At 65.0% G+C, this 25,788-nt stretch carries 27 protein-coding genes; 11 read left to right on the top strand and 16 right to left on the bottom strand.

Annotation, left to right across the window (positions count from 1 at the left end; translation table 11 throughout):
* Positions 1 to 2: 2 nt before the first annotated feature.
* Together E4K65_RS10835 and E4K65_RS10840 are read right to left on the bottom strand one after the other, a co-directional pair.
* Positions 3 to 968, bottom strand: coding sequence for a DMT family transporter (locus E4K65_RS10835; RefSeq protein WP_135174155.1), 966 nt, complete (start codon positions 966 to 968; stop codon positions 3 to 5).
* A 74-nt stretch (positions 969 to 1,042) separates the two neighbouring features.
* Complete coding sequence (locus tag E4K65_RS10840) at positions 1,043 to 1,522, bottom strand: PaaI family thioesterase (RefSeq protein ID WP_167770715.1); 480 nt, start codon at positions 1,520 to 1,522, stop codon at positions 1,043 to 1,045.
* Positions 1,523 to 1,705: 183 nt separating this feature from the next.
* On the opposite strand from E4K65_RS10840, the gene purL reads away from it, so the two are divergent.
* A complete protein-coding gene (gene purL, locus E4K65_RS10845; protein ID WP_135174156.1) occupies positions 1,706 to 3,916 on the top strand; it encodes a phosphoribosylformylglycinamidine synthase subunit PurL in 2,211 nt (736 codons plus the stop codon).
* 190 nt (positions 3,917 to 4,106) lie between these two features.
* On the opposite strand, the gene E4K65_RS10850 is transcribed toward purL, so the two are convergent.
* Positions 4,107 to 5,294: an acyltransferase family protein gene (locus tag E4K65_RS10850; RefSeq protein WP_135174157.1), complete on the bottom strand. Its 1,188-nt coding sequence runs from the start codon at positions 5,292 to 5,294 to the stop codon at positions 4,107 to 4,109.
* Positions 5,295 to 5,511: 217 nt separating this feature from the next.
* Here E4K65_RS10850 and E4K65_RS10855 point away from each other — a divergent pair, with 217 nt between their 5' ends.
* Positions 5,512 to 5,685 carry a DUF1328 domain-containing protein gene (locus tag E4K65_RS10855; RefSeq protein ID WP_027548646.1) on the top strand — a complete coding sequence of 58 codons (174 nt, stop codon included), beginning with the start codon at positions 5,512 to 5,514 and terminating at the stop codon, positions 5,683 to 5,685.
* 99 nt (positions 5,686 to 5,784) lie between these two features.
* On the opposite strand, the gene E4K65_RS10860 is transcribed toward E4K65_RS10855, so the two are convergent.
* Positions 5,785 to 6,144, bottom strand: coding sequence for a DUF427 domain-containing protein (locus E4K65_RS10860; protein WP_135174158.1), 360 nt, complete (start codon positions 6,142 to 6,144; stop codon positions 5,785 to 5,787).
* Between the two features lie 184 nt (positions 6,145 to 6,328).
* Here E4K65_RS10860 and E4K65_RS10865 point away from each other — a divergent pair, with 184 nt between their 5' ends.
* Positions 6,329 to 6,565: a BolA family protein gene (locus E4K65_RS10865; RefSeq protein WP_011088461.1), complete on the top strand. Its 237-nt coding sequence runs from the start codon at positions 6,329 to 6,331 to the stop codon at positions 6,563 to 6,565.
* Between the two features lie 24 nt (positions 6,566 to 6,589).
* Positions 6,590 to 7,783 carry a low temperature requirement protein A gene (locus E4K65_RS10870; RefSeq protein WP_167770745.1) on the top strand — a complete coding sequence of 398 codons (1,194 nt, stop codon included), beginning with the start codon at positions 6,590 to 6,592 and terminating at the stop codon, positions 7,781 to 7,783.
* Positions 7,784 to 8,014: 231 nt separating this feature from the next.
* On the opposite strand, the gene egtD is transcribed toward E4K65_RS10870, so the two are convergent.
* Positions 8,015 to 8,986 (bottom strand): L-histidine N(alpha)-methyltransferase, encoded by a 972-nt coding sequence (gene egtD, locus E4K65_RS10875; protein ID WP_167770716.1) that lies wholly within the window; start codon positions 8,984 to 8,986, stop codon positions 8,015 to 8,017.
* A 50-nt stretch (positions 8,987 to 9,036) separates the two neighbouring features.
* On the bottom strand, positions 9,037 to 10,335 hold the full coding sequence (gene egtB, locus E4K65_RS10880; RefSeq protein WP_167770746.1) for an ergothioneine biosynthesis protein EgtB: 1,299 nt from the start codon (positions 10,333 to 10,335) through the stop codon (positions 9,037 to 9,039).
* A gap of 240 nt (positions 10,336 to 10,575) precedes the next feature.
* Here egtB and grxD point away from each other — a divergent pair, with 240 nt between their 5' ends.
* Genes grxD through E4K65_RS10900 form a run of 4 tightly spaced genes read left to right on the top strand, consistent with a single transcriptional unit; the run spans position 10,576 to position 14,055 of the window.
* Positions 10,576 to 10,902, top strand: a complete 327-nt coding sequence (gene grxD / locus E4K65_RS10885; protein WP_027548651.1) for a Grx4 family monothiol glutaredoxin — start codon at positions 10,576 to 10,578, stop codon at positions 10,900 to 10,902.
* Positions 10,903 to 10,905: 3 nt separating this feature from the next.
* Entirely contained in the window at positions 10,906 to 11,457 is a 552-nt protein-coding gene (locus E4K65_RS10890) for an O-acetyl-ADP-ribose deacetylase (protein ID WP_135174162.1), read from the top strand.
* A gap of 47 nt (positions 11,458 to 11,504) precedes the next feature.
* The gene (locus E4K65_RS10895) at positions 11,505 to 12,791 is read left to right on the top strand and encodes a serine hydrolase domain-containing protein (RefSeq protein ID WP_135174163.1); all 1,287 of its coding nucleotides are present in this window, start codon (positions 11,505 to 11,507) and stop codon (positions 12,789 to 12,791) included.
* A 1-nt stretch (position 12,792) separates the two neighbouring features.
* Positions 12,793 to 14,055: a serine hydrolase domain-containing protein gene (locus tag E4K65_RS10900; RefSeq protein ID WP_167770717.1), complete on the top strand. Its 1,263-nt coding sequence runs from the start codon at positions 12,793 to 12,795 to the stop codon at positions 14,053 to 14,055.
* 64 nt (positions 14,056 to 14,119) lie between these two features.
* On the opposite strand, the gene E4K65_RS10905 is transcribed toward E4K65_RS10900, so the two are convergent.
* The 8 genes from E4K65_RS10905 to murI all read right to left on the bottom strand — a co-directional run bounded on the left by E4K65_RS10905 (position 14,120) and on the right by murI (position 19,728).
* Positions 14,120 to 15,187 carry a threonine aldolase family protein gene (locus E4K65_RS10905; protein ID WP_135174165.1) on the bottom strand — a complete coding sequence of 356 codons (1,068 nt, stop codon included), beginning with the start codon at positions 15,185 to 15,187 and terminating at the stop codon, positions 14,120 to 14,122.
* Positions 15,188 to 15,224: 37 nt separating this feature from the next.
* Positions 15,225 to 15,527 (bottom strand): type II toxin-antitoxin system RelE/ParE family toxin, encoded by a 303-nt coding sequence (locus tag E4K65_RS10910; RefSeq protein ID WP_135174166.1) that lies wholly within the window; start codon positions 15,525 to 15,527, stop codon positions 15,225 to 15,227.
* Positions 15,506 to 15,733: a hypothetical protein gene (locus E4K65_RS10915; protein WP_135174167.1), complete on the bottom strand. Its 228-nt coding sequence runs from the start codon at positions 15,731 to 15,733 to the stop codon at positions 15,506 to 15,508. The genes E4K65_RS10910 and E4K65_RS10915 overlap by 22 nt, the downstream gene beginning before the upstream one ends.
* A 115-nt stretch (positions 15,734 to 15,848) precedes the next feature.
* The gene (gene rpsD / locus E4K65_RS10920; protein ID WP_027548656.1) at positions 15,849 to 16,466 is read right to left on the bottom strand and encodes a 30S ribosomal protein S4; all 618 of its coding nucleotides are present in this window, start codon (positions 16,464 to 16,466) and stop codon (positions 15,849 to 15,851) included.
* Positions 16,467 to 16,749: 283 nt separating this feature from the next.
* Entirely contained in the window at positions 16,750 to 17,517 is a 768-nt protein-coding gene (locus E4K65_RS10925) for an acyltransferase (RefSeq protein ID WP_135174168.1), read from the bottom strand.
* A gap of 105 nt (positions 17,518 to 17,622) precedes the next feature.
* Positions 17,623 to 18,006, bottom strand: coding sequence for a cupin domain-containing protein (locus E4K65_RS10930; RefSeq protein ID WP_135174169.1), 384 nt, complete (start codon positions 18,004 to 18,006; stop codon positions 17,623 to 17,625).
* Between the two features lie 69 nt (positions 18,007 to 18,075).
* The gene (locus tag E4K65_RS10935) at positions 18,076 to 18,849 is read right to left on the bottom strand and encodes an HpcH/HpaI aldolase family protein (protein ID WP_135174170.1); all 774 of its coding nucleotides are present in this window, start codon (positions 18,847 to 18,849) and stop codon (positions 18,076 to 18,078) included.
* Positions 18,850 to 18,930: 81 nt separating this feature from the next.
* The gene (gene murI / locus E4K65_RS10940) at positions 18,931 to 19,728 is read right to left on the bottom strand and encodes a glutamate racemase (RefSeq protein ID WP_135174171.1); all 798 of its coding nucleotides are present in this window, start codon (positions 19,726 to 19,728) and stop codon (positions 18,931 to 18,933) included.
* 173 nt (positions 19,729 to 19,901) lie between these two features.
* On the opposite strand from murI, the gene E4K65_RS10945 reads away from it, so the two are divergent.
* Together E4K65_RS10945 and E4K65_RS10950 are read left to right on the top strand one after the other, a co-directional pair.
* Complete coding sequence (locus tag E4K65_RS10945; RefSeq protein ID WP_135174172.1) at positions 19,902 to 20,453, top strand: cytochrome b; 552 nt, start codon at positions 19,902 to 19,904, stop codon at positions 20,451 to 20,453.
* Positions 20,454 to 20,764: 311 nt separating this feature from the next.
* Positions 20,765 to 21,406, top strand: a complete 642-nt coding sequence (locus E4K65_RS10950) for a glutathione S-transferase family protein (RefSeq protein WP_135174173.1) — start codon at positions 20,765 to 20,767, stop codon at positions 21,404 to 21,406.
* Between the two features lie 13 nt (positions 21,407 to 21,419).
* Here E4K65_RS10950 and E4K65_RS10955 read toward each other — a convergent pair whose 3' ends face one another.
* On the bottom strand, positions 21,420 to 22,226 hold the full coding sequence (locus E4K65_RS10955; protein WP_027548663.1) for a Crp/Fnr family transcriptional regulator: 807 nt from the start codon (positions 22,224 to 22,226) through the stop codon (positions 21,420 to 21,422).
* Positions 22,227 to 22,488: 262 nt separating this feature from the next.
* Complete coding sequence (locus E4K65_RS10960) at positions 22,489 to 23,586, bottom strand: SecDF P1 head subdomain-containing protein (RefSeq protein ID WP_135174174.1); 1,098 nt, start codon at positions 23,584 to 23,586, stop codon at positions 22,489 to 22,491.
* A gap of 247 nt (positions 23,587 to 23,833) precedes the next feature.
* Here E4K65_RS10960 and E4K65_RS10965 point away from each other — a divergent pair, with 247 nt between their 5' ends.
* Positions 23,834 to 25,741 carry an acyl-CoA synthetase gene (locus tag E4K65_RS10965; RefSeq protein WP_135174175.1) on the top strand — a complete coding sequence of 636 codons (1,908 nt, stop codon included), beginning with the start codon at positions 23,834 to 23,836 and terminating at the stop codon, positions 25,739 to 25,741.
* The last annotated feature ends 47 nt before the right edge of the window (positions 25,742 to 25,788 follow it).

Here is a 25,788-nt window from a genome sequence, read left to right on the forward strand (position 1 = left end):
CGCTAGCGCAGCTTCAGCCGCTCGGCCGGCACCGTCATCGCGGCGACGCCGGCCATGACCAGCAGCAGGCCCAGCGCCAGGTTCGACGGCACGCTCTCGCCGAGCAGCAGCACGGACAGGCCGACGCCGATCGGGATGCGCAAATAGCCTTGCGCATTCGTGGTCAGCGTGCCGAGCCGGCCGAGGCAGACGTAGAACAGCATCAGCCCCAACGCGCTGGAGACGATGCCCATGACGATGGTGGCGATGATCGCCTGAAATGTCGGATGCAGCGTCCAGGGCTGGTCGATGATCAGCGAGGGCGGGAGCAGGATGAGGCCGCCGAACAGCAGCGAGCCGGCCGCCACCACCATCGGGTCGTAGTCGGACAGCCTGAGGCCGAAGATCGTCGCGCAGGCAAAGGAGATGGTGGCGAGCAGGATCGCGATCTCCGCGATGATCTCACCCCTGAGACCGCTGAGCGCATCGAGGCCGACGATGGCGACCGTGCCGGCGAGACCGAGGATTGCGCCTGCGAGCTTCAACAGCGTGGCGGGCTCGTGGCGCGTGATCAGCGAGGTGATCAGGAAGGCGAAGATCGGCGTCGTCGAGGCCAGCACCACCGTGTTGGACGCCGGCACATATTGCTGCGACCAGGTGATGACCAGGAACGGGAAGGTCGAGTTGATCAGCTGCTGGGTCGCGAACAGCTTCCAGGCCTTCGCGTCGGTCGGGATCCTGACGCCGCGCATCCACAGGATCGCGAACAGGAAGGCGGCCGCGATCAGCGACCGCGCCGAGATGAAGGTGATGGGCGGGATCGTGTCCAGCGCGAGCTTGGCCAGCGGATAGGTGGAGCTCCAGCAGCAGGCGAGCGCGAACAGCAGCGCATAATCGCGCCAATTACGGGCGCCGGTCGCGGCCACGGACGGTAGCGGCGATGATAAGGAGGCCGCTGCGCGACCCCTCGGCGACGTGCTCTGCGGCACCTTGTTCCTGCTCCCCGGCGCGACCGGCTTTTCGCAAGTCTGGGCGAGGGGGCGGCAAAAGGGAAGGCGTCGAGCTATGCGTTTGGCTGAGGGAGCGACTTCCACTTCGCGCGCTTGATCGTCCCGGAAAAGGTGAACAGAAGGCGCTCGCCGGAGGTCATCTGCCCGCGCAGGAAGATCAATGAGCCGCCGGCGCGGGTGACCTCGCCGGTGCACTCGATCAGCTCGCCCTCATGCCCGGCATCCAGGAACTCGCAGGCGAAATTCACCGTCACGCCGCGGCCGTTCAGCGCGTTCCGGCCGATCGCGAACAGGCAGTAATCGGCGAAGGCCATGAAGCAGCCGCCATGGACGTTGCCGGAGCCGTTCAAATGCTTCTTTTCGACCCGGAAGGCGCAGCGGACGCTGCCGTCCGCCTCCAGGCGGTGCCAGAAGGGACCGATATGGTTCTCAAAGCTGTCCCTGATCCAGGTTTGCCAGCCCTTGAACTCACCCTCGGTCGCGACATGCAGCTCGGGGCGGGGCGGAGCTGCCGTTTTGGTCAATTCATGCAAGGAAATGGGCCTTCAATTGCGGGTCGTTAGCCCTTAAATCCGATCCGTCCGCGCCGTGCAATTCCCGTTCCCGCACCCCTCGGCCGCAAAACGTGGGACAGTGGGAAAATGAGCCATAAAGGGCTTTTCGCGAGGCCCCGATCTTCCTAAGAACGGCCAACCGCCGCCGAAAGCCCCGAATCCATGAAGAACGAACCCAAGATCACCCCCGAACTGGTTGCCGCCCACGGGCTCAAGCCCGACGAATACGAGCGCATCCTGAAGCTGATCGGGCGGGAGCCGACCTTCACCGAGCTCGGCATCTTCTCGGCGATGTGGAACGAGCATTGCTCGTACAAATCCTCGCGCATCCATCTGCGTGGCCTGCCGACGAAAGCGCCCTGGGTGATCCAGGGCCCCGGCGAGAATGCCGGCGTGATCGACATCGGCGACGGCCAGGCCGTGGTCTTCAAGATGGAGAGCCACAACCACCCGAGCTACATCGAGCCCTACCAGGGCGCGACCACCGGCGTCGGCGGCATCCTGCGCGACGTCTTCACAATGGGCGCGCGCCCGATCGCCTGCCTCAATGCGCTGAGCTTCGGTGCGCCCGAGCATGCCAAGACCCGGCATCTGGTCTCCGGCGTGGTCGCCGGCGTCGGCGGCTACGGCAATTCCTTCGGCGTGCCGACGGTGGGGGGCCAAGTGCGCTTCCACACCCGCTACGACGGCAACATCCTCGTCAACGCGATGGCCGTGGGCCTCGCCGACGCCGACAAGATCTTCTATGCGGCCGCCTCCGGCGTGAACATGCCGATCGTCTATCTGGGCTCCAAGACCGGCCGCGACGGCATCCACGGCGCCTCGATGGCCTCGGCCGAGTTCGACGACAAATCCGAGGAGAAGCGCCCCACCGTGCAGGTCGGCGATCCCTTCGCCGAGAAGCTTTTGCTCGAAGCCTGCCTCGAGATCATGGAGAAGGGCTGCGTCATCGCGATCCAGGACATGGGCGCGGCGGGCCTGACCTGTTCGGCCGTCGAGATGGGCGCCAAGGGCGACCTCGGCGTCGACCTCGATCTCGACGCGGTGCCGACCCGCGAGACCGGCATGAGCGCCTACGAGATGATGCTCTCGGAGAGCCAGGAGCGCATGCTGATGGTGCTCAAGCCCGAGAAGGAGAAGGAAGCCGAGGCCATCTTCAAGAAGTGGGGCCTCGACTTCGCCGTGGTCGGCTACACCACGCCGAGCAAGCGCTTCGTGGTCAAGCATGGCGGCGACGTCATGGCCGACCTGCCGATCAAGGAGCTCGGCGACGAGGCGCCGCTCTATGACCGGCCGCATGTCCCCTCCGCCGCGCTGCCGGTCGTGCATGCGCGCGAGGTGCCGGCACCGATGAGCGTCGGGGCCGCGCTGGAGAAGCTGATCGGCACGCCCGACATGTGCAGCAAGCGCTGGGTCTGGGAGCAGTACGACCACGTCATCCTCGGCAACACCATGCAGCGCCCCGGCGGCGATGCCGCCGTGGTGCGCGTGCAGGAGGGGCCGAAGGGCCTCGCGCTGACCGTGGACGTCACGCCGCGCTATTGCGAGGCCGATCCGTTCGAGGGCGGCAAGCAGGCGGTGGCGGAGGCCTGGCGCAACATCACCGCGGTCGGCGGCAAGCCGCTCGCGATCACCGACAATCTCAACTTCGGCAATCCTGAACGGCCCGAGATCATGGGCCAGTTCGTCGGCTGCCTGAAGGGCATTTCCGAAGCCTGCCGCACGCTCGACTTCCCGGTCGTCTCGGGCAACGTCTCGCTCTACAACGAGACCAATGGCCGCGCGATCCTGCCGACGCCCTCGATCGGCGGCGTCGGCCTGCTCGACGATTTCACCAAGTCCGCCTCGCTCGCCTTCAAGGCCGAGGGCGAGGCGATCCTCTTGGTCGGCGAGACCCATGGCTGGCTCGGCCAGTCGGTGTACCTGCGCGACATCTGCGGTCGCGAGGAGGGCGCGCCGCCGCCGGTCGATCTCGCCGCCGAGAAGCGCAACGGCGATTGCGTGCGCGGCATGATCCATGCGGGCACCGCGACCGCCGTGCACGACCTCTCCGACGGCGGCCTGCTGATCGCGCTCGCCGAGATGGCGATGGCGAGCGGCATCGGCGCGAAGCTGCTGGCAGCACCGACTTCGCTTGTCTCGCAGGCCTATTGGTTTGGCGAGGACCAGGCGCGCTATCTCGTCACCGTGCCGGAAACGGAGGCTGGCCGCGTGCTCGCCAAGATGCGCGGCTGCGAGGTGCCCTGCGTGCGGATCGGCACCACCGGTGGCGACACCATCGCGATCGCCGGCGAAGCGCCGGTTGCAATCGACGCTCTGCGCAAGTCGTTCGAGCGTTGGCTGCCGGAGTATATGGGCGGCAAGGCGGCTTAGGGCGTCGCCACAGTCTCGGACCCGAGCCCGGACGGAGCGAAGCGTAATCCGGGATGGTACCCGCGGCGACAGACCCCGGATTGCGCGGAGCCTGTCATCGGGCGGCGCTTCGCGCCGACCCGTTGGCTCCATCCGGGCTACGACCACTTCGTTGCGCTCGGAACGACGATAGGAGGTCGGTGCCGCTTCCTCAAAGCACCTTCGTCGCGCCCGGGATCTGCCGCAACGCTCGCGTCAGCGCCCAGCTCGCCGCGACTGTCAGCACAAACCCGAGCGTGGCCTTGACGATCGCCGGCAGGTCATAGTCGAACAGCCAGTATTGCAGCCACAGTGCGATCGGATAGTGCACCAGGAACATGCCGTACGCGTCGCTTTGCATTGGATCGAGCAGCTTGGCCGAGCCTGATTGCCTGAACCTCTGGAAAAAGGCCAGGATCAGAAACATGATGGCCACGCTGAAGACAGTGAAGCAGACGGCATAGAGCGCTTCATACCAGTCTGGCAGCGGCGACGGGTTGCCCAGGATTTCGCGCTTGATGAAGATCAGCACCCACAAGAGGCAATACGGAACGATCGCCAGCACCATCCAGTCCCAACTGACCTTCGCCATCCGGCCGTCTGCAGCGAGCAGCCCGCGATCCATTTGCGCAACGCCGATGCCGGCACCGAAAAAGAAGTAGGTCGCGTAGAGCATCACGCGCCCGTGCTGGACCGAGAACGGCCCGAACTCGAACCAACTGCCTGCTCCGAAGTGAACCCGCCCGGGAATGTAGAACGCCGCGGTGACGGCAAGCATGACCGCGAAGAACACGGCGGGCCGACGGCGACCGTGTAGCGAAAGGCGATTGATCGGATCGAGCAGATTGGGCGACAGCCGGTGCAGCAGGCAGGCAACCAGGTCGAAGGCGAACAAGACCCAAAGGAACCAGATCGGCCCGCTCGGCCAAGGGCCCTTTGTGATCATATTCCAATAGTATTCCGAAAAGCCGATCTCGGGATGCTGCCGCAGGGAGATCGCGTAATAGGCGAGCGGAATGACTGTAAGGGCGCAGATCGCGAAGGGTAAGCCCAGCCGAAGCAGGCGATCTGCCAAATAGCTCCGCGCTCCCTTCCGGGCGATACCAGACCAGGCGAACAGTCCCGACAGGAAGAAGAACATCGCCATGAAGAAACTGTCGGTGGCGAGCACGATCATGTCGAAGCCGAAGAAGTACTTCGGATCGGTATGACCGAAATAAGTATAGGGGATCACCGCGTGATGCAGCAGCACCACCAGCGTCAGGAAGGTGCGGGCGCGATCGAGCGACAGATTGCGCGTCTTGGCCTTGGGCGCGGCGTGCACCTCTGCACCGATCGTCGCTGAATGTGACATCGTCATCGTGGCCGCCCCGGTCTTGCTAATATCCCGGCCAGACTGTGCCGCCGGGAACCCGATTCAGCAAGCGCCGTTTGTGCAGCGCCATGTTTGTTCAGCGTCATGCTTTTGCAGCGTCTTGGCCGATGCGGCGCCGTCAGGAACCAGTTCCGCGCCGCGAAGTTAGCGTCCCCGAATGCGTTGAGGGCCGCGAGGAGCGGCACCCAAGTCGGAGCAGGCGATGACGATCCTGAAATGGGCGCTGATCTTTCTCTTGATCTCGATCGTGGCCGGCGTGCTCGGCTTCACCGGCATCTCGGCCGCCTCCGCCGACATCGCCCGCTTCCTGTTCTATGTCTTCGTCGTGATCTTCCTCGTGCTGCTGATATTGGGGCTCACGATCTTCAGGGCGTAGCTGCCGGAGTCATTCCGGGGCGGTCCGCAGGACCGAACCCGGAATCTCGAGATTCCGGGTTCGATGCTTCGCATCGCCCCGGAATGACAACATCAAAAACTACCCCACTTCCTCGATCTTCACCTTGTCCGGATAGAAGGCCAGATGGCCTGAAATCTCCGCCATCGCAGGGAAGGGCGCCTCATAGGTCCAGATCGCGTTGTCGAGCGTCTTGCCGTCAGCCTTGACGCTGTAATAGCTCGCGTCCCCCTTGTAGGGGCAATGGGTGACGCGGTCGGTGCGCTCCAGCAGCGCCATGTTGGCATCCTGTCGCGGCACATATTGCACCGCCGGATATCTGGCCTCCTTCAGCGTCAGCGCCTTGCTGGTCTCGGCGATCACGATGTCGCCCGCCGTGACGCGGACGCGCCGGGGGTTTGGGGTGATGGTGATGGGGTGGTCGGGCCCTGGAAGCTTCATGATTTCACGCCTTTTCGATCAATCTGCCGCGCGCGGCACTTTGTCGTGCCTTTATCCTGATGGGATCAGGGATATAGTGCAGGAAGGCGTGACGTAGAAGGCCGTTCACGCTAAGTTTGGCCCTGCCGACGAGGGGACCCCGGCAGCGATTCGAACGCTTGAGACCAGAAGGAGCGAGACCCGAATGCCCATGGACGCCCACGATATCGAGGCGATGATCAAGGCAGCGATCCCCGATGCCGAGGTGACGATCCGTGACCTCGCCGGCGACGGCGACCACTATGCCGCGACCGTGATCTCGGAATCCTTCCGCGGCAAGTCCCGCGTCCAGCAGCACCAGATCGTCTATCAGTCCCTGCGCGGCCAGATGGGCGGCGTGCTGCATGCGCTGGCGCTGCAAACCGGGGTACCCGGCACCTGATCTGATCGCAGCGGGGGACCGATGATGGTCGCGGACAATCCGCGCGGCGCGATGTTTCGCGTCATCCTGCCGAACCAGCCCAGCCGCGTCACCAATGCCGAGCTGTTCTTCGACCTCGTCTTCGTCTTTGCCGTCACGCAGGTGTCGCACACGCTGCTGCACCACTTCACGCCGCTCGGCGCGGTCGAGGTCACGCTGCTGTTCCTAGCGGTGTGGTGGGTGTGGGTCTACACCGCCTGGGTCACCAACTGGCTCAATCCCGATCTGACGCCGGTCCGCATCCTGATCTTCCTGATGATGCTGGGCGGCCTCGTGCTGTCGACGACGATCCCGACCGCCTTCGATGGCCGCGGTCTCTGGTTCGCGATCGCCTATGCAACCATGCAGGTCGGCCGCACCGCGTTCTGGCTGTTCGCAACCCCGCGGCACCGCACGGCGGTCCGGCACAACGCGATCCGCATCCTGGTCTGGCTCTGCGGCTCCGCGATCTTCTGGATCCTCGGCGGCTTCGCGCATGGGGAGGAGCGGCTCTGGTTCTGGATCGTGGCGCTCGCGATCGAATACGTCTCGCCCGCGGTCCGCTTCTGGGTCCCGAAGCTGGGGTTCTCGTCGGTCGAAGCCTGGGCCGTCGAGGGCGGCCACATGGCCGAGCGCTGCGCCGGGTTCATCATCATCGCGCTCGGCGAGGCCGTCGTCGTCAACGGCGCGACCTTTGCCGAGCTGGACTGGACCGCCGACAACATCCTGGCCTTCGTCTCCGCGCTCACCGGCGCCATCGCGATGTGGTGGATCTATTTCCACAAGGGCGCCGAGGCCGGCTCCGAGCGCATCTCGAAGTCCGCCGAATCCGGCCGGCTGGCGCGACTCGCCTACACCTATCTGCATATGCCGATCGTCGCCGGCATCATCCTGACCGCGGTCTCGGACGAACTGGTGCTGAAGCATCCGACCGGCCATTCCGATGTCAGGACCATCGTGAGCACCATCGGCGGGCCGCTGGTGTTCCTGGTCGGCACCATCCTGTTCAAGCACGCGATCCGCGGCTTCCTCCAGCTCTCGCACGGCATCGGCATCATCCTGCTTCTGGTGCTGTGGTGGTTCGCCGCCGATCTCTCGCCGCTATGGCTCTCGGTCGCGACGACGGTGATCATGATCGTCGTCGCGGTGTGGGAGTCGGTGTCGCTGGGGGCGAAGGTGGAAGAGGCCGAGGAGCACTGAAGCTCGGGAGCGGTCTGAGCGCACGCCTCGTCCTTCGAGACGACCGCTCCGCGGTCTCCTCAGGATGAGGCTAATTGGCCTCGGTGCCCGTTGAAGCTGCCGCCGCGCACTCCGTCCTCATCCTGAGGAGCCCGCCCAAAGGCGGGCGTCTCGAAGGATGCGCCGCAGGGAAACCGCTTGTATTGCAAAAGGCCCTCAGGCCGGCCGTCTCGGGGGAAGCGGTGAGAGCGTTTACTCCGCCGCTTCCAGCGCGTGCACCGAGAACATCCTGGCCGCGTCCGTCCAGCTCTCGCGCACGCGCCAGCCCGCGCCTTGCGCCAGCGCGGCGAAGCGTTCTAGGCTGTATTTGTAGCTGTTCTCGGTGTGGATGCTCTCACCGGGGCGGAACGAGAAGCTGGTGCCGAGCAGGCGCACGGTCTGGCTCTTCTTGCTGATCAGGTGCATCTCGATGCGATGCCGCTCGCGATTGTAGATGGCGCGATGGGTGAAGGCGGACAGGTCGAAATTGCCACCGAGCTCGCGGTTGATCCGCACCAGCACATTGAGGTTGAAGCGCGCGGTGACGCCGGCCGCATCGTTGTAGGCATCAAAGAGCACGCGCTCGTCCTTCTCGAGGTCGGCGCCGATGATCATCTGCGCGCCCCGGCCCAGAATCGCGCGCGCGCTTTTCAGGAAGGCCTGGGCTTCATGCGGCTCGAAATTGCCGATGGTCGAGCCCGGAAAGAAACCGACCTTGGGCATTGACGCGACCGACCTGGGCAGCTCGAACGGCGTGGTGAAGTCGGCCGCCACCGGATAGATGCCGAGCGTCGGGAAGTCCCGCTTCAGGCCGTTCGCCTGCGCCGTCAGGAAGTCGCCGGATATGTCGACGGGCACATAGGCCGCGAACTTGCAGTGGTTCAGCAGCAGGCGGACCTTCGTGGTCGCGCCCGCGCCGAACTCGACCAGCGCCGCATGCTCGGGAATGATCTTCGCGATCTCGCTGCCGCGTTCCCTCAGGATCGCAAGCTCGGTGCGCGTCGGATAATATTCGGGCAGGCGCGTGATCGCCTCGAACAGCTCCGATCCGGTCGCGTCGTAGAAATATTTCGGCGACAGCTTTTTCGGCTGCTGCGACAAATCCTCGATCGCCTCGCGGGCGAAAGCGGTGGTCTGCTCGTCGGGGAGATGGGCTTCGGCCAAAGCGCTGGCGTGCACATTCATGATACTCTCCTGAACGCGCTGTCCGGCGCGCATTTGTCGTCGGATGAGAACTAGCTGTAATCGGCGAGCCGCAGTCCCGTGAATTGCCAGCGGTGGTGCGGATAGAAGAAGTTACGATAGGTGATACGGCTGTGCCCCTCCGGGGTTGCAAGCGAGGAGCCTCGCAGCACCAGCTGGTTGACCATGAACTTGCCGTTGTATTCGCCGAGGGCACCTTCGATGGCGCGGTAACCCGGGTAGGGCGAGTAGGAAGATCGCGTCCACTGCCAGACGATCCCGAAGGCATCGTTGAGCGCGCCCGCGCGTGCCGCGACCTCCCATTCCATCTCGGTCGGCAGATGCTTTCCGGCCCAGCGCGCGAACGCATCGGCCTCGTAATAGCTGACATGGCAGACGGGGGCGTCGGGATCGACCGGCTTGAGGCCGGCGAGCGTCATCACCTGCCAGGCGCCATCGACCTCGCGCCAATGTCCCGGCGCCTGCCAGTCTTCCTTGCTGACGGTGGCAAAGCCGTCCATCAGCCACAGCGTTGCGTTCGCGTAGCCACCGTCGCGCATGAAGGCAAGCCATTCGCCATTGGTGACGAGATTGCGCGCAACCTTGACCGGGCCGACGAGGGCGCGGTGGGGCGGCTTCTCGTTGTCGAAATGGAAGCTGTCGTCGACGTGGCCGACGGTGTGGATGCCTTCGTTGAGGATCAGCCAGTCATCGCCGGTGCGCGTCGGGGATGGAAAGCGCCAGTCCGCATCGTAGGCCGGATAGACCGGATTCTGCGCAAAGGCGTGCAGGATGTCGGTGAACATCAATTCCTGATGCTGCTGCTCGTGATTGAGCCCGACCTCGACGAGTGGCGCGATGGCACGGAGCTTGTCCTCGCCGGCCTCGCGGAAGAATTTTACGACCGCCGCATCGACATATCTGCGATAGGCGCCGACCTCGTTCGCACTGGGACGGGTGATGTCGCCGCGGTGATTCCGGGCATGACGCGGGCCGGCGCTGACATAGTAGGAGTTGAACAGGAACGCGAAATCGGGGTGGAAGGGCCGGTAGCCCGGGCAATGCTCGCCGAGCAAAAACTGCTCCCAGAACCAGGTGGTGTGGGCCCGGTGCCATTTCGCGGGGCTCGCATCCGGCATGGACTGGATCTGCTGGTCCTCCGGCGACAGCGGCGCGGCCCGGCGCTCGGTCTCGTTGCGGACGGCGAGAAACCCATCCTCCAGCCGCTGGGCGAGATTGCCCGGGTGGGAGGACGGTGACGAAATTGGCGGGGCGGCCGTGGCGGAGGCTGGTTTCGTCACGTTTTTCTCCAGACAGGACAAGAGAACGTTGTTGGCGTTGCCCGGTTCCAAAACCAAGGTTCGTCCTAGATAGGGGCTCCGTTACGGTATGAAAGTCCTCCCCGGTGATGATATTCGTGTCATCATGCAATGGGGCCGGTGCCGGCAGGACCGGCCGCCGAGGGGGTGTTCGCCGCCATTTTACTTTGGATGCACAACGGTTTGGGCTACATATATAGGTAGGTATCGGGTTAAATCGGCTGAGCCGGCCCGGAGTGATTGTTGAGGGCTCCGCCCCAGAAGGACATGGATATGAGCATCGAGGAATTCATCGCCAACGAAGTGAAGTCGAACGACGTGGTTCTGTTCATGAAGGGCACGCCGCAATTTCCGCAGTGCGGTTTCTCCGGCCAGGTCGTGCAGATCCTCGACCATCTCGGCGTTGGCTATAAGGGCCTCAACGTCCTCGAATCCGCAGAACTGCGCAACGGCATCAAGACCTTCTCCAACTGGCCGACCATTCCCCAGCTCTATGTGAAGGGCGAATTCGTCGGCGGCTGCGACATCGTCCGCGAGATGTTCCAGGCTGGCGAATTGCAGCAGCTCCTCTCCGAGAAGGGCGTCGCAGTCGCGGCCTGACGCGTGACCGCGCTGTCGCGCCGGATTGGCGGCGCGGAGCTCGAGGTCATCGTTGCTGACATCACGACACTGAGCGTTGACGCCATCGTCAACGCCGCTAACACGTCGCTCCTGGGCGGGGGCGGCGTCGATGGCGCGATCCATCGGGCAGCCGGGCCCGATCTGGTCGCCGAATGCCGGATGCTCCACGGCTGCAAAACGGGCGACGCCAAGATCACGAAGGGCTATCGGCTCAAGGCCGCGTACGTGATCCATACCGTCGGTCCGGTCTGGAATGGCGGCACGCTGGACGAAGACGATCTGCTCGCCTCCTGCTATCGCCGTTCGATGGAGCTGTGCGGGAAGCACAAGCTGACCTCGGTGGCATTTCCCGCGATTTCGACCGGCATTTTCCGCTTTCCCGCGGGCCGGGCGGCGGATATCGCCGTGCGCACGACAATCGAAGGGCTCGCCGTCGCGCCATCCGTTGCGCGAGTGGTGTTCTGCTGCTTTGCCGAGCCGAGCGCCAAGCTCCATGCCGAGGCGCTTGCGCGACACAGCAGCCCTTGTGCCTGATGACGCGGTCAGTACACTCCCGCCCGGCCATGTTACGGGGAGGGGACATGATTTCACAATCTGGACTGCGTGCGCTCGCCTGCGGCGCGCTGGTGTCGCTTGGGGCGATGTCGTTCGCACGGGCAGAGGGCACCTACGAGATCCCCGCAGGCGCGCATTTCAATCAGGACAAGCTCGCCAAGGTCACCGAGTTCTTCAAGAACGAGGTCGCCACCGGCAAGATCGCCGGCGCAACCGTGCTGATCCGGCAGCACGGCAAGTCGGTCTACCACGAAGCCTTCGGCGTGCAGGACGTCGCCAGCAAGGCGCCGATCACGGACAAGACGATTTTCCGCCTGTTCTCGATGAGCAAGGCGATCACCTCCGTCGTCGCGGTGCAGCTGATCGAGGACGGCAAGATCAAGCTCGACGATCCCGTCTCGAAATACATTCCGTCCTTCGCCAACGTGAAGGTCGGCGTCGAGAAGAAGGCCGATGACGGCACCAAGTCGCTCGAGCTGGTGCCGCCGACGCGGCCGATGACGGTGCTCGACCTGATGCGTCACACCTCCGGCATCACCTATGGCTTCTATGGCGACAGCCTGGTGCGTAAGGCTTATCGCGAGGCCAACATCTATGCCGGCGATTTCGACCTCGCCGAATTCGCCGAGCGCATCGCCAAACTGCCGCTGCACAACCAGCCGGGCGCGCTGTGGCAGTACGGCCACTCCACCGACATCCTCGCGCGCGTGATGGAGATCGCGGCGGGCAAGCCGCTGATAGACATCATGCGGGAGAAGCTGCTCGATCCGCTCGGCATGGTCGATACCGGCTTCTTCGTCACGGCCCCCGAGAAGCAAAAACTGCTGGCGCAGCCGGTGCCGAACGACAGCGATTTCAGGGTTGGTCGGATCAACGATCCGACGGTCGTCAAGAAGATCCAGTTCGCCAGCGGCGGCATGGTCACGACCATGGCCGACTATGAGCGCTTCGCGCAGATGCTGCTCAATGGCGGCAGCCTCGACGGCAAGACCATTCTCAAGCCCGAGACCTTCAAGCTGATGGTGACCGATCAGGTCGGCCCGACCTCGGGGGTCAGTCGCGACTATTTCTATTTCCCCGGCGACGGTTTTGGCTTCGGCCTCGGCCTTGCGGTCCGCACCGACCCCGGCAATGCCAAGCCGCCGCCGCCCGGCGATCTCGGGGAATTGAAGTGGGACGGCGCCTCCGGCTGCTATTTCGTGATCGACCCCAAGCAGGACATGTTCTTCGTGCTGCTGGAGCAGACCCCGACCGAGCGCCAGCGCGTGCAGCGGACACTGAAGCAGTTGGTTTATGAAGCCATGGAGAAGTGACATGAGCGGGCGCCGCGCGCTGATCGCGGCGCTCGTCGTTCTGGTCGGTGTCGTCGGCGCGAGAGCAGGCTCCGAGGGGCGCCCCGCGCACAGTCTCTCGCCTGAAGGCCTGGCGAAAGTCTCCGACTACATCAGGAACGAGGTCGCGACCGGCAAGATACCCGGCGCGATCCTGCTGCTCCAGCAGCACGGCAAACCGGTCTATTACGAGAATTTCGGTGTCCGCGACGTCGCGACCGGGATTTCGATGAGCGCGGACACGATCTTCCGCCTCTATTCGATGTCGAAGCCGGTCACCTCCGTGATGGCGATGATGCTGGTCGAGGAGGGCAAGCTCGCGCTCGACGATCCCGTTTCAAAATACATTCCGGCCTTTGCCGGTATGAAGGTCGGCGTCGAAAAGAAGGCCGAGGACGGCAAGGTCGCGCTGGTGCTGGAGCCGCTCGATCGTCCGGTCACGATCAAGGACCTGCTGCGCCACACTTCGGGGTTGCCCTACGGCTATTACGGCGGCGGCGCGGTGCGCGAGCTCTACGCCGAGGCCAATCTCTTCCACAGTAATCTCGGCAATGCCGACTTCGCCGCGAAGATCGCCACGCTGCCGCTGGTCGAGCAGCCCGGCACGGTGTGGGATTACGGCTTTTCCACCGACGTGCTCGGCCGCGTGATCGAGGTGATTTCGGGAAAGACTCTGCTCCAATTCGAGAGGGAGCGGCTGCTCGATCCGCTCGGCATGACCGAGACGGCATTCTTCGTCGCCGATCCCGCCAAGTTTCCCCGCATTGCCGAGCCGATGCCGGAGGACCGCAACATCAATCCGACGACGCAGGTCCGCGATGTCAGGCTGCCCATAACATGGGAATCCGGCGGCGCCGGCATGGTCGGCACCATCGGCGACTACGCCCGGTTCGCGCAGATGCTGCTCAACGGCGGCACCTATGAGGGCCGGCGTTATCTCAAGCCCGAGACCATTGCGCTGATGGCGTCGGATCATGTCGGACCGGAGACGAAGATCGCGCGCGATCACAATTATTATCCGGGCGGGAACTCCGGCTTTGGCCTCGGTTTTGCCGTGCGCACCTCGGTGCCATCAGGCACGTCCTGGCCTACAGGCGAATATCGCTGGGACGGCGTCGGCGGCACATTCTTCTTCATCGACCCCGAAGACGATCTGTTCGGGATCTTCATGGTGCAGACCCCGTCGCAGCGCGGCCGGATCCAACTGGCGCTGAAGACGCTGATCTATCAGGCGATGGGGCGCTGATCGCGGGCGTTGCGCCGCTTTCGTGGATTCCTGGGTATCGCTGCGCTCACCCGGGCTACGGGACCTACGCCCCGCGCACGATCTCGCGCACGTACCCGATCGTCTCCTCGATCTGGCTCGCATTGACGTCGAGATGGGTGCAGGCGCGGATGCGGCCGTCCATCATCGCAAGCGTCACGCCGCGCTGACGGAGCGCGGCGACCATCTTGTCGCCGGCGATTCCGGCGCCATCGGGCTTGAAGAACACGAGATTGGTCTCGGGCTCCTGCACCTCGACGCCTGCGATCTGCGACAATCCGCGGGCGAGCGCGCGCGCATTGGCGTGGTCGTCGGCGAGGCGGTCGACGTGGTGGTCGAGCGCGTAGATGCAGGCGGCGGCGCAGATTCCGGCCTGCCGCATCGAGCCGCCGAGGCGCTGCTTCCACTGCCAGACCGCGTCGATGAAGGCGCGCGAGCCCGCGAGCACGCCGCCGATTGGCGCACCCAGACCCTTCGAGAAATCGATCCAGGCCGAATCCCACCCCGCCGTCATGTCGCGTGGAGAGATGCCGCTCGCCACCGTGGCATTGAGCAGGCGCGCGCCGTCCATGTGGGTGACAAGACCATGTTGCCTGGCGATCGCGACGATCTCGTCGAGCGCGGCCTTCTTCCAGATCGTGCCGCCGCCGATATTGGCGGTCTGCTCGACGCTGACGACGGTCTGCGGCGGCTGGTAGCGCGTGCGCGGGTGCAGCGCCTTGCGGAACGTCTCCGGCGTGAACTGGCCGTCGGCACCCTTCAGCTGCATGACCTGGAAGCCGCCGATCGCGGCATGCGCGCCGCCTTCGCGGGCGATGATGTGCGCGGTCTCATGGGCGAGGATCTCGTCGCCGGGGCGGCAATGCACCAGCGTCGCGGTGACGTTGCACATCGTGCCCGAGGGCATGTAGACGGCGGCTTCCTTGCCGAGCAGATCCGCAACGCGCTCGCACAGCGCGTTCACGGTCGGGTCGTCGCCGACCTGCTCGTCGCCGACCTCGGCGCGCGCCATCGCCTCGCGCATCGCAGCCGTCGGCTTGGTCTGCGTGTCCGACAGCAGATTGATGCGCACCGGCGGCGCCTTGGGATCGATCGGGGGAGGGGTGTAGAGCATCAACTTGCTCCCTGAGGGGAATGGCACTCGCTCGCGGTCAGCGAGCTCTGGGTGGACGCCGGGCGGCGTGACGAAACCGCATAATAACGATTTCTGTCTCGGTCACACGATAATCGATCAGATAGGGATGAGGGTTGACCAGCAAGCGACGGACGTATGCACGCGTAGTCGTTCGCCCTGCGTGGGGGTAGGTCTCCAGCAATTCTATGAGAGCGACAATGCGGTCGCGCATGTGGCCTGCGCCTTGGGGCGAGCGCGCCTCGATGTAGGTCAGAACTTGGTCGATTTGGGCGAGCGCCCGCTTCGTATAACGGACCTTCACAGCCCGTGCTTGGCCCACATCGCGCGGACTTCGTCGGCGCTGGCCAGCTCGCCGCGGGCGATTTCGGCTTCGGCCTCGGCGAGATCTGCTTCTTCAGCCGCCGTCAGCTGGATTGGTGGCTGATCGACCCCGGCAAGCGCAAGCAGGGTCCGCGCCAGTTCGTCCTGCTCTGAATCGGGCAGACCGGAAACCTTGCTGAAGGCCTCTTCCAGAAGACGAGTCATGCTCAACTCCGCGATGTGCAGTCATAGCACAGATGGCCTGAGACATGGGAATGGCCGGCTCAAACAAAAAGGCCCCGGCGAACCGGGGCCTTTGAACGTTGGTGTGCCGAAACTATCAGCGCGAATAGAATTCGACGACCAGATGCGGCTCCATCTGCACCGGGAACGGCACGTCGGAGAGGCCGGGGATGCGGATGTACTTGGCGGTCATCTTGCCGTGGTCGACCTCGAGATAGTCGGGCGTGTCGCGCTCGGGGAGCTGGCTGGCTTCGAGGACGTGGGCGAGCTGCTTGGAGGCTTCCTTGACCTCGATCACGTCGCCGACCTTGAGCTGGTAGCTCGAGATGTTGACCTTGCGGCCGTTCACCTTGATGTGGCCGTGGTTGATGAACTGGCGCGCGGCGAAGATCGTCGAGACGAACTTGGCGCGGTACACGACCGCGTCGAGACGACGCTCCAAGAGGCCGATCAGGTTCTCGCCGGTGTCACCCTTGAGGCGGCTCGCCTCGACATAGATGCCGTGGAACTGGCGCTCGGAAATGTTGGCGTAGTAGCCCTTCAGCTTCTGCTTGGCGCGCAGCTGCACGCCGAAGTCGGAGAGCTTGCCCTTGCGGCGCTGGCCGTGCTGGCCGGGGCCGTATTCGCGGCGGTTCACGGGGCTCTTCGGGCGGCCCCAGATGTTCTGGCCCATACGGCGATCGATCTTGTACTTCGCCTCACTGCGCTTAGTCATCGCGTCCTCTTCGGTTGCATGGTTTGAGGAAACGCGCCCTCCTGTGTGACAGGCCAAAGCCCGGCACCGACAGGTCCGATCCCCAAAGCTTTAAGGAACAGGACCACGGGTCGCGAAACGCTTCGCGGGCCGAAATCGGCCCGCGAGCAGGCGGCTTTTAGGGGAGTTTGGGGTTCGCTGTCAATGTGGGGGACGGTCGTTCCGGGGCGCTCGCAGAGCGAACCCGGAACCTCGAGATCCCGGGTTCGGTGCTGCGCACCGCCCCGGGATGACCGCTACGCGGTCACGTGCCCACCGCCCGGATCGGCTTGGGGCCAGCTGCCCGCAATTCGGCAGCGATTTCAGTGTTCAGGACCTGTTCCAGCCGGGTCAGGACCCGGGCGATGGGGGCGGCGTCGGTGACCCGGTGGTCCCAGCGGATCACGACATGGATGGTCTGGTCGGGCTCGACCACCCCATAGCTGACGATGAACGGGCCGGGCGTGACGGGGTGCAGCTCGCCGCCGCCATAGGCGGCCACCGAGCTCACCGCGAAGCTGCCGAACCAATTGCCCCGCTGCCGGCCAAAATTCAGCCCGATGGCCCAGGACAGCCGCCGCAGCGGCAGCGGCAGGCGGGTTGCCCGCATGATCTTGCGGAACATCGGGACGTCGTCGATCGGCGCCGTCTTGCCGCGCCGGATCTCGGCATCGACTGTGGCCAGTGGAAGGGCCTCCGGGGCTGCGATTCGCTGCGGCAGCACGCATTCCTCGCCGTCCTCGACCCGCGCGATGGCCACCAGCGCAACGCTCTTCGGCAGCTCGTAGAGCATCGGCCAGGGCCATTTGGCATAGACGGTGCGCAGAACCGGCTCGTCCCTGGCCACCAGGGCGAAGGCCTTGACGAAGATCGCCGCCCAGCCGGCGGGCGCCATCGCGCCTGAGCGGGCCTCCAGCAGGGGCCGGATATTGAGCGAACGGGACAGCGAGACGAAGGGCACGCCCATCGAGGCGCGCATGAGGTCACAAATCAGGCGGCGCGGCAGCGAAATGGTCTTGGGCGTCCCGCGCATCGGTCTTTCGGTTCCCACAGATTAAAATATGAGCAGCGAGCGGATTCCCGATCGCCGCCTGCTCTAGCACGAACTAACCCGGTTGGGCCCGGTCGGTTCGCCGCATCAGGGCGCCGGCGAGGCCAGCGGCTTGGTCTTGTCGACGACGTAAACTCCAAGCACTTTCATGGCCTTATCGCCATGGGCTTTGGCGTCATGCACGACGCCTGCCGGGATCTGGTAGGAATCACCGGCTTTCAGGGTTTTTTCCGGCTGCCCGTCGATCAGGAGATTGAGTTCGCCTTCGAGCACATAGCCGGTTTCGATCCCGGGATGGGTATGGCGTCCGGCCGCGCCGCCCGCCGGCACTTCCGCGATGGCGGTGATGGTGTTGTAGCCGTCCGGAAATTCGACCTTCTGGAGCGGAGTGCGCTTGATGCCGGTCTGCTGGGCGAAAGCAGCGACGGCGAGGCCGGTGAAGGCCAGAGCAAGCAAAGTCTTTTTGAGCATGGTTTTTCCTCCCTGGAACGGCCGACCCTAGCAGCGCCGCCGTTCCCGGCAAGGTGGTCATCGGCCTGTTCAGCGCCTGATGCCCTCGAACGCCGCCATGATGCCGCGCTGGAACAGCGACCAGTCGAAGCCGAGCGCGATGGCGCGGTAGCCACGATCGACCAGGGCGTTGGCTTGGTCGGCGGTGCGAGCGACGCCGCCGATCGGCACGCCGCTTTTGAGGATGCCGGCCTCGGCGCGCGCGACCAGCTCGAGCAGCTCCGGATCGTCCATCTGGCCGCGCTTGTTGATGGAGGTGGCGAGATCGCCGGGGCCGATCACCGCGACGTCGATGCCTGGCGTGGCCATGATCTCGTCGATGCGGTTGACGGCGTCGACATGCTCGATGGTGATCATGCAGATCATCTCGTCGTCGGCGCCGGCCATGTAGTCCGGCATCGACTGGCCCCAGCGGAATGGCGCGTGGAAGGGCCCCCAGAGCCGATCGCCGCGCGGCGGATAGCGGACGCTGCGCACCGCTTTCTCCGCCTCCGCGCGGTTCGTGATCATCGGAAAATTGATGCCGAAGGCGCCGATGTCCATCGGCGCTTTCGCAAGCCACGGTTCGTTCGCCGCGATCCGCACCAGCGGCGTGCACGGCGTGCCGGTCGTGGCGGCGATCATCGCATGCGCTTCGGTGAGGCCGATCGGCCCGTGCTCGAGGTCGACGACGATCCAGTCGAGCGAGCGCGCCATGATCTGCACGGTCTGCACGCTCGGAATCGTCGCAATCGCACCGAAGGCGGGGCGGCCCTCGCGCCACAATTGGCGGAGACGGTTGAGCGGCGTGGTCGGGACCGACATGCGATGACCTTGGGATGACCTTGGGAAACCTGCGCGGAGATGACGACGGCGAGCCTAGCAGCGCTCCGTGGCCCCGAAAAGTCAGGCCAGCACGCGGCCGCCGAAGAACGGCGTCAGCGTGGCCGAAAGGCCATGCACGCGGTTCGAGGTGAAGATCATCTCGGCGCCGGACTGCGCGATGCCGCCGATAGCCGGGGCGAGCAGATCCGAGACGCGGCGGGCGATGGCCGGTGCCGGGTCGATCCAGTCGACCGGCCAGGGCGCGAGCCTGGTCAGCCGGTCGAGCAGGAGCGGATAATGCGTGCAGGCCAGCACCACCGTGTCGGTGCGCGCGCCTGCGTCCGCGGCATCGCCGACAAAGCAGGGTGTGAGCTCGGCGAGGATGTCGCCGTCGCTGATCGGATGGCCGCCGAGCGCGCGTTCGGCGAGCGAGGCGAGCTCGGGCGAGCCGACCAGCGTCACCTCGCACCCCTGCGCGAAGTCGCGGATCAGCGCCTTGGTGTATTCGCGCTTCACGGTGCCCTTGGTGCCGAGCACCGAGACGCGGCGGCTCTTCGACTGGGCACAGGCCGGCTTGATCGCCGGCACCGTGCCGACGAAGGGTACGGAATAAGCGGTGCGCAAGTGAGATAGGACCAGGGTGGACGCCGTGTTGCAGGCGATGACGACGAGGTCAGGATCATGCGTGCCGATCAGTTCGCCCATCAGCGGCACGACGCGGGCGATGATCTCGTCCTCGCTGTGGTGGCCGTAGGGGAAGAAGGCATCGTCGGCGACATAGACGTAATGCGCGTCCGCCCGCGCGGCCACGACCTCACGGAGCACCGTGAGCCCACCAAGGCCGGAATCGAACACCAGGATCGTCGGGGAGTCTGTCACGTCGTTACCTTAAGGCGTCATGGTTACCATTCGGTTTTTGGGGCGGTTTTGCGGCGGGGGCGCCTGGGGCCAATTTGGAACGATTCAATTTCGCGACTGCCGCATGTTCCCGCTATCAGCAGCCATGCTGCGCTGCGGGCGGGGACATCTCCGCAAAATTCCGGGGAGCCGACATGATCAGAAACACCAGTAACGGCTGGGGCAGCGTTGCCCGGTGGCTGCACTGGATCCTGGCGCTGGCGATCCTCGGCATGATCGGCTTCGGCTGGTGGATGAATCACATCCCGGCGCGGCCCGACCGCTTCTTCTACCGCTCGATCCATGCCGATATCGGTTACATGATCCTGCTGCTCACCGTGCTGCGTCTGGTCTGGCGCGCTTTCAACCCGACGCCGGCGCTGCCGGCCGACAGCCGGCCCTGGCAGAAGCTCGCCGCCCGCATCAGCCATGGCGCGCTTTATCTTGCCGTCATTGTCGTCATCATGCTCGGCTGGGCGCATTCCGGCGCGCACGCACCTGATTATTCGGACTTCTTCGGCCTGTTTCACGTGCCGCAATTCACCTCTCCCGACCGCGAAGCCGCGCGCGCCTATGAGGACCGCCACATCCTCTTTGCCTATGTGCTGCTCGCCCTGATCGCGGTTCACGTCGTCGCCGCCCTCTGGCACCACTTCATCCGCCGCGACCGCGTGGTGGCGCGGATGGTGGCGGACAAGGCGGGGTAGGGGGCGGTCTCGTGTCCCGGACGCGCTGCAACGCCTCTTAGCGTTGCTGCGCAGAGCCGGGACCCACGTCGCGTGGCTTGCTCTCGGCCGCATGGGCCCCGGACGCAGCGCACCGTCGAAGTGACGCTGCGCTGCGTCCGGGGCACGAGAGGAAAGTGCGGGGCATGCACTCTCCACATCGTCATTGCGAGCGCAGCGAAGCAATCCAGAATCTTTCCGCGGTGGCAGTCTGGATTGCTTCGCTGCGCTCGCAATGACGGGGTATGATACAGCACCGCGACTGATCCAAATTGCGATCGCAAGGAGGCGCCATGCTCACCGTCCATCATCTCGGCAAGTCGCAATCCGAGCGCATCGTCTGGCTGTGCGAGGAGCTCGAAATCCCCTACGAGCTGAAGCGCTACGCCCGCGATCCCGTTACCATGCTGGCGCCGCCCGACTATAAGGCGCTGCATCCGATCGGGACAGCACCCGTGATCACCGACGGCGACTTCGTGCTCGCCGAGTCCGGCGCCATCGTCGATTACATCATGGCCAAATACGGCAATGGACGCCTCGCGCTCCGCCCAGATCATCCTGATTTCGCGCAGTTCCTGTACTGGTTTCACTTCGCCAACGGCACGCTGCAGGCCGGCATGGGCCGGCTGATGATCCTGAACCGGCTCAAGCTCGCCGAGGACAATCCGATGCTGGTCGCGAGCAGAGGGCGGACCGACCGCGCCTTCGACCTGGTCGATGCGCGGGTTCGCGACGCCGAATATCTGGCGGGCGACAGCTTCACCACCGCCGACATCATGATGGGCTTCTCGCTCACCACGATGCGCTACTTCCAGCCCTACGATCTGTCGCGCTGCCCGAACGTGGTGAACTATCTCGGCCGCATCGGCGCGCGGGCGGCCTACCGGCGCGCGATGGAGAAGGGCGATCCGGGAATGGCGCTGCTGCTGAGCTGAGCGGCTGCCCGGTTCACGCGATCCGGTTCGTGGTGGCCGCCCGCTCGTTCGCCAGCTGCTTCTGCAAGCGATCGATGTTCTGCAGCAGGCGCTGGCTGGTCAGCACCAGGAAGTAATAGCCGAACTGCGGATCCTGAAAATAGATCTCGAGCAAGCGGTCATAGGTGATCGTCAGCACCTGTCCGTCTTCGATGCATTCGATCGTTCCGGTGCGCCGGTTGTCCGGTGTGAGGAAGCCGAGCTCTCCCATGAGAGCTCCGGGCCCGATCTCGACATTGATCTCCTTGACCAGGAACTTGCCGGTGACCGTGAGGAGCATCTCCTTGGCGGGATCGCCCAGTTTGAAGAGCGTATCGCCACTGCGATATTTGCGCTCGGTCATGAACGGCTTGAGCCACTCGATCGACATGTCGCCTTCGGCCGCATGGCGCGCCTTCTTGACCAGCTTGAGCATCTGCCGCAGGCGCAGGGCGTTGATCGGAAGCAGTAGCAGATAGAGCAGGAAGGTCGAGACGTTGGCCGAGAGCGCGCCGAACACGGCGAAGAACGCACAGCCGACCATGTTGGCGACGCGCAGGGGCACCATGGTCCGCATCAGGAGGGTGGCGACGAAGAACCCGGCGCCGACCGCGGCGAACAGATTGGCCAGCGTGATGTTTTGGACAAAGATCTCCAGCATCCGGTTGAAGATCGCGTCGTAGGTGACGTTGTTGGGATCGAGGCCCATCTGGACCAGGATCTTCGCGATCCTGAGATTGTCCGTCGCCGCATCGAGAATGCGGTCGAGGATCGAGGAAATGTCTGCGCTGCCGGACGGCATGTACTAACCCCGCGTAAGGCCTTCAGTCCTGGTCGGTATGCTCGACACGTATAGCCGAAATCGAATGACGACCGCTTGAAATGAAGCCTTCGGCCGCCAGGTCGCAAGAGGCAAATTTTAGCCTGATCGGGCGTTTCGGCAATTGCCCGTTGGTGTGCGCGTGGCCGTGGCGCGCCCGTGATTCGGGGCCCCCCGGGGGCGCCGGGCTTCGGCGCCGTGGACCGTGGCGCCCCGGTGGGGCGGGGGCGCAGGGCGACCAGCCTTATGGCTTGGCGGCGGGCTGCACGACCTGCTGCTCGACGAGGTCGAGGTGCCCCGGCAGCGAACCGGCGCGCAGCAGCATCGCGACGCTATTGGCTTCCTCCAGGGTGAAATTGCCGGAGATCTGGCCGGAGCCTCCGGTGATGGGCTCGCGGATCACCGGGGCGGAGATCACTTTGTCGTCGAGCACGATGGCGAAGGGTCTTCCGACGTTCTCTGCGGTGATGTGGGCGAAGCGCCGCGTGCCGCGGCCGTTGAAGCGGAACGAGGCGATCGGGTCCTTCGTGCCGCTGGCAAATCCCGGGCCGGCATAGCTGATGTCGTCGCCGTCGAGCGCGCTGTCCTTGGCGACCAGGTAATGCCGCCCGTCCTTGAAGCCGGGCAGGACTTCGGTGCCCGTGGGCGGCGTGCCGGATTGTGCCTGCTCCGCCGGCATCGAGACGTCGATCAGGCGGAAGCCGACCTTGACCTTCCTGGCGAAGACCGCGGTCACGCGCCCGGGCTCCATCATGCCCGGGATGAAAATGCGGATGCGATCCGTGCCATCAGGCTGGACGCTGGCGAGGTTGATGCCGGCGTCCTTGAGGCGCTGCTCGATCATGGCGATGGAATCTTCGACGAGATCGCGCAGCCGTGCCGCGGATGCGGCATCGGTCGCCGCGAGCCTGATCAGTCCGTCGCCACCGTCGGTCACCGTGAGCGCATGCGATGGCAATCCCTCCGCGGCCGAGGCGAGTTTGCGCTTCAACTCTTCGCGGCCCTTGGCATCCGCGATCTTCAGTTCGACGCCGGCGTCGCGGATCGCAAGACCGGCGAAGGCAATCTTGCCCTCGCGCAAGGTCTTGTAGACATCGTCGCGCAAATCCGTGACGACGCTCTCGCGCAGGCCATCGCTGTCCACCTTGTAGACGATGCGCGAGCCGCCCAGCTTCTCCATCTTGTCGGCGACGAAGGCGGCGATCCTGGCACGCATCTTGTCGAACTGGCTGTCCTCGGCGAGCGCCGCGCGAGGCAGGACGATCGCTGAAGTCATGATGGCCGAAGTCACGGCGAGCGCGACAATCAGCCGGGTGACGCAGTCCCGCGGGGGCGTGGTCATGATTTCCTCGAGTCTTGCGGCAGGACGCTGGCAGGCGAGTCCGATGCCAGTTCTTGGTCCCCGGATCGGGCGCGGAGGTTCAATGGTCTCGAATACGCTGCTAGGGCCGTAGCCGTTCGGCCATGGACGAACGCTCAATCATCCATCATTCTGTCCGCGCTCGACCGGCCATCGGCCGAGACCTCGCCGAACCAAAATGTCAAAAGACAGGGGGCGGGGAAGTGCATCTGAGGGAGGACGGAATTCCATGGCGGGCATCCACGCGCTCGATCGGCTGATCGGCAACGACTATCCGGACCTGGCGACGGACGCAGAGGTCCGGGCCTTCGAGCAGGTTCCTTACACCGATCGCGTCGCGGCCGAGAGCACCTATGACGCCATCAGGCTCGGCGCGGCGCGCAATCCCGACGGGGCCGCGATCCAGTTCCTGCAAAACGCCGATCCGGCGGACACGCCGGTCGTGGTCACGTACCGCGACTTCATCGGCCGCGTCACGCAGGCCGCCAACATGTTTCACGCGCTCGGCGCGGAGAAGGGCGACGTCATCAGCTTCATGCTGCCGCTGGTGCCCGACGCCTTCGTGACGCTGTTCGGCGCGGAAGCCGCCGGCATCGCCAATCCCGTCAATCCGTTGCTCGAGCCGCACCAGATCGCGGAAATCCTGGAGGCCGCGAACACGAAGATCCTGGTGGCGCTCGGGCCGATGCCCGGCACCGACATCTGGCAGAAGGTCGAGCAGATCCGCCCGCAGCTCAAGCATCTCAAGGCGATCGTGCAGGTGTTCGGTGGCGGCGACCCCGCCAAGGGAATCTTTGCCTTCAACGATCTCATCAAGCAGCAGCCGGCCGATCGCCTCGTCAGCGGACGCACGATTCTCGGCAGCGATATCGCCGCCTATTTCCACACCGGCGGCACCACCGGCACGCCGAAGCTGGTGCGGCATACTCACGCCAACCAAGTCTATCAGGCCTGGGCGCTCAATCTGCTGCTGAAGTCGAAGCCGGGCGCCAACATGCTGTTCGGCATGCCGCTGTTTCACGTCGGTGGATCGCTGACGCAGGTGCTGCTGACGCTGTCGAGTGGCGGCTCGCTGGTCGTGCTGTCGCCGAGCGGGTGGCGCAATCCGAATGCGGTGAAGAACATCTGGGGGCTGGTCGAGCGCTTCAAGCCCGAGGCGCTGTCGAGCGTGCCGACGGTGCTGGCCGCGACGTTGGCGGTGCCGCCTGATAATGCCGACATCTCCAGCCTGAAATATGCCGCCGGCGGCGGCTCGGCGATTCCGGTCGCGGTCGGCTCGGCGATCCAGGAGAAGCTGAAGCTGCCGGTGGTCGAGGTCTACGGCATGACCGAGACATCGAGCGTGCACACGCTGGCCTATCCGTCGCGGCCGATCCGGCTCGGCTCGGTCGGCCTGCCCATGCCTTATGCGCGCGTGCGCATAGTGCAACTCGATGCCGACGGCCGCCTGATCCGCGACTGCGCGCCGGACGAGATCGGCGTCGTCATCATGGCCGGGCCCGGCGTGTTCGGCGGCTATCTCAACGATGATCACAACAAGGGCGCCTTCGTTGACGGGGTCTGGGTCAATTCCGGCGATCTCGGCCGGCTGGACGCCGACGGCTACCTCTGGATCACCGGCCGCGCCAAGGATCTCGTCATCCGCGGCGGCCACAACATCGATCCGGCGCCGATCGAGGAGATCATGTTCCGCCATCCGGCCGTCGGGTTCGCGGCGGTGGTCGGCCAGCCCGACGCCTATGCGGGCGAACTGCCCGTGGGCTACGTGCAGTTGAAGCCGGGCGCGACCGTCGAGCCGGGCGAATTGGAGACGTGGGTGCGCGAGCGCACGCCGGAGCGTGCTGCGGTACCGGTGCAGGTCATCCCGATCGACCCGATGCCGGTCACGGGCGTCGGGAAGGTGTTCAAGCCGCAGCTGCGCTGGGATGCCGCGCAGCGCGTGTTCACCAAGGTACTGGCGCCGCTCGCCGCGCGCGGCATCGACTGCAAGGTCAAGGTCGGCGCCCACGGCAGCCACGGCTCGATCGCCGCCGTGACGCTTACCGGCCTGTCGGAGGATCAGCGCGCGCTCGTTGAACAGGAGGTGCACGCGCTGCTTGCACCGTTCGTGATGCGCCACGAGGTGGTGCACGAATAGGTGCGAAACAGCATCACCCTCGGGGCGAGACACGCTCGGGCATTATC

The organism is Bradyrhizobium niftali, from assembly GCF_004571025.1.
GTDB classification, from domain to species: Bacteria; Pseudomonadota; Alphaproteobacteria; order Rhizobiales; family Xanthobacteraceae; genus Bradyrhizobium; species Bradyrhizobium niftali.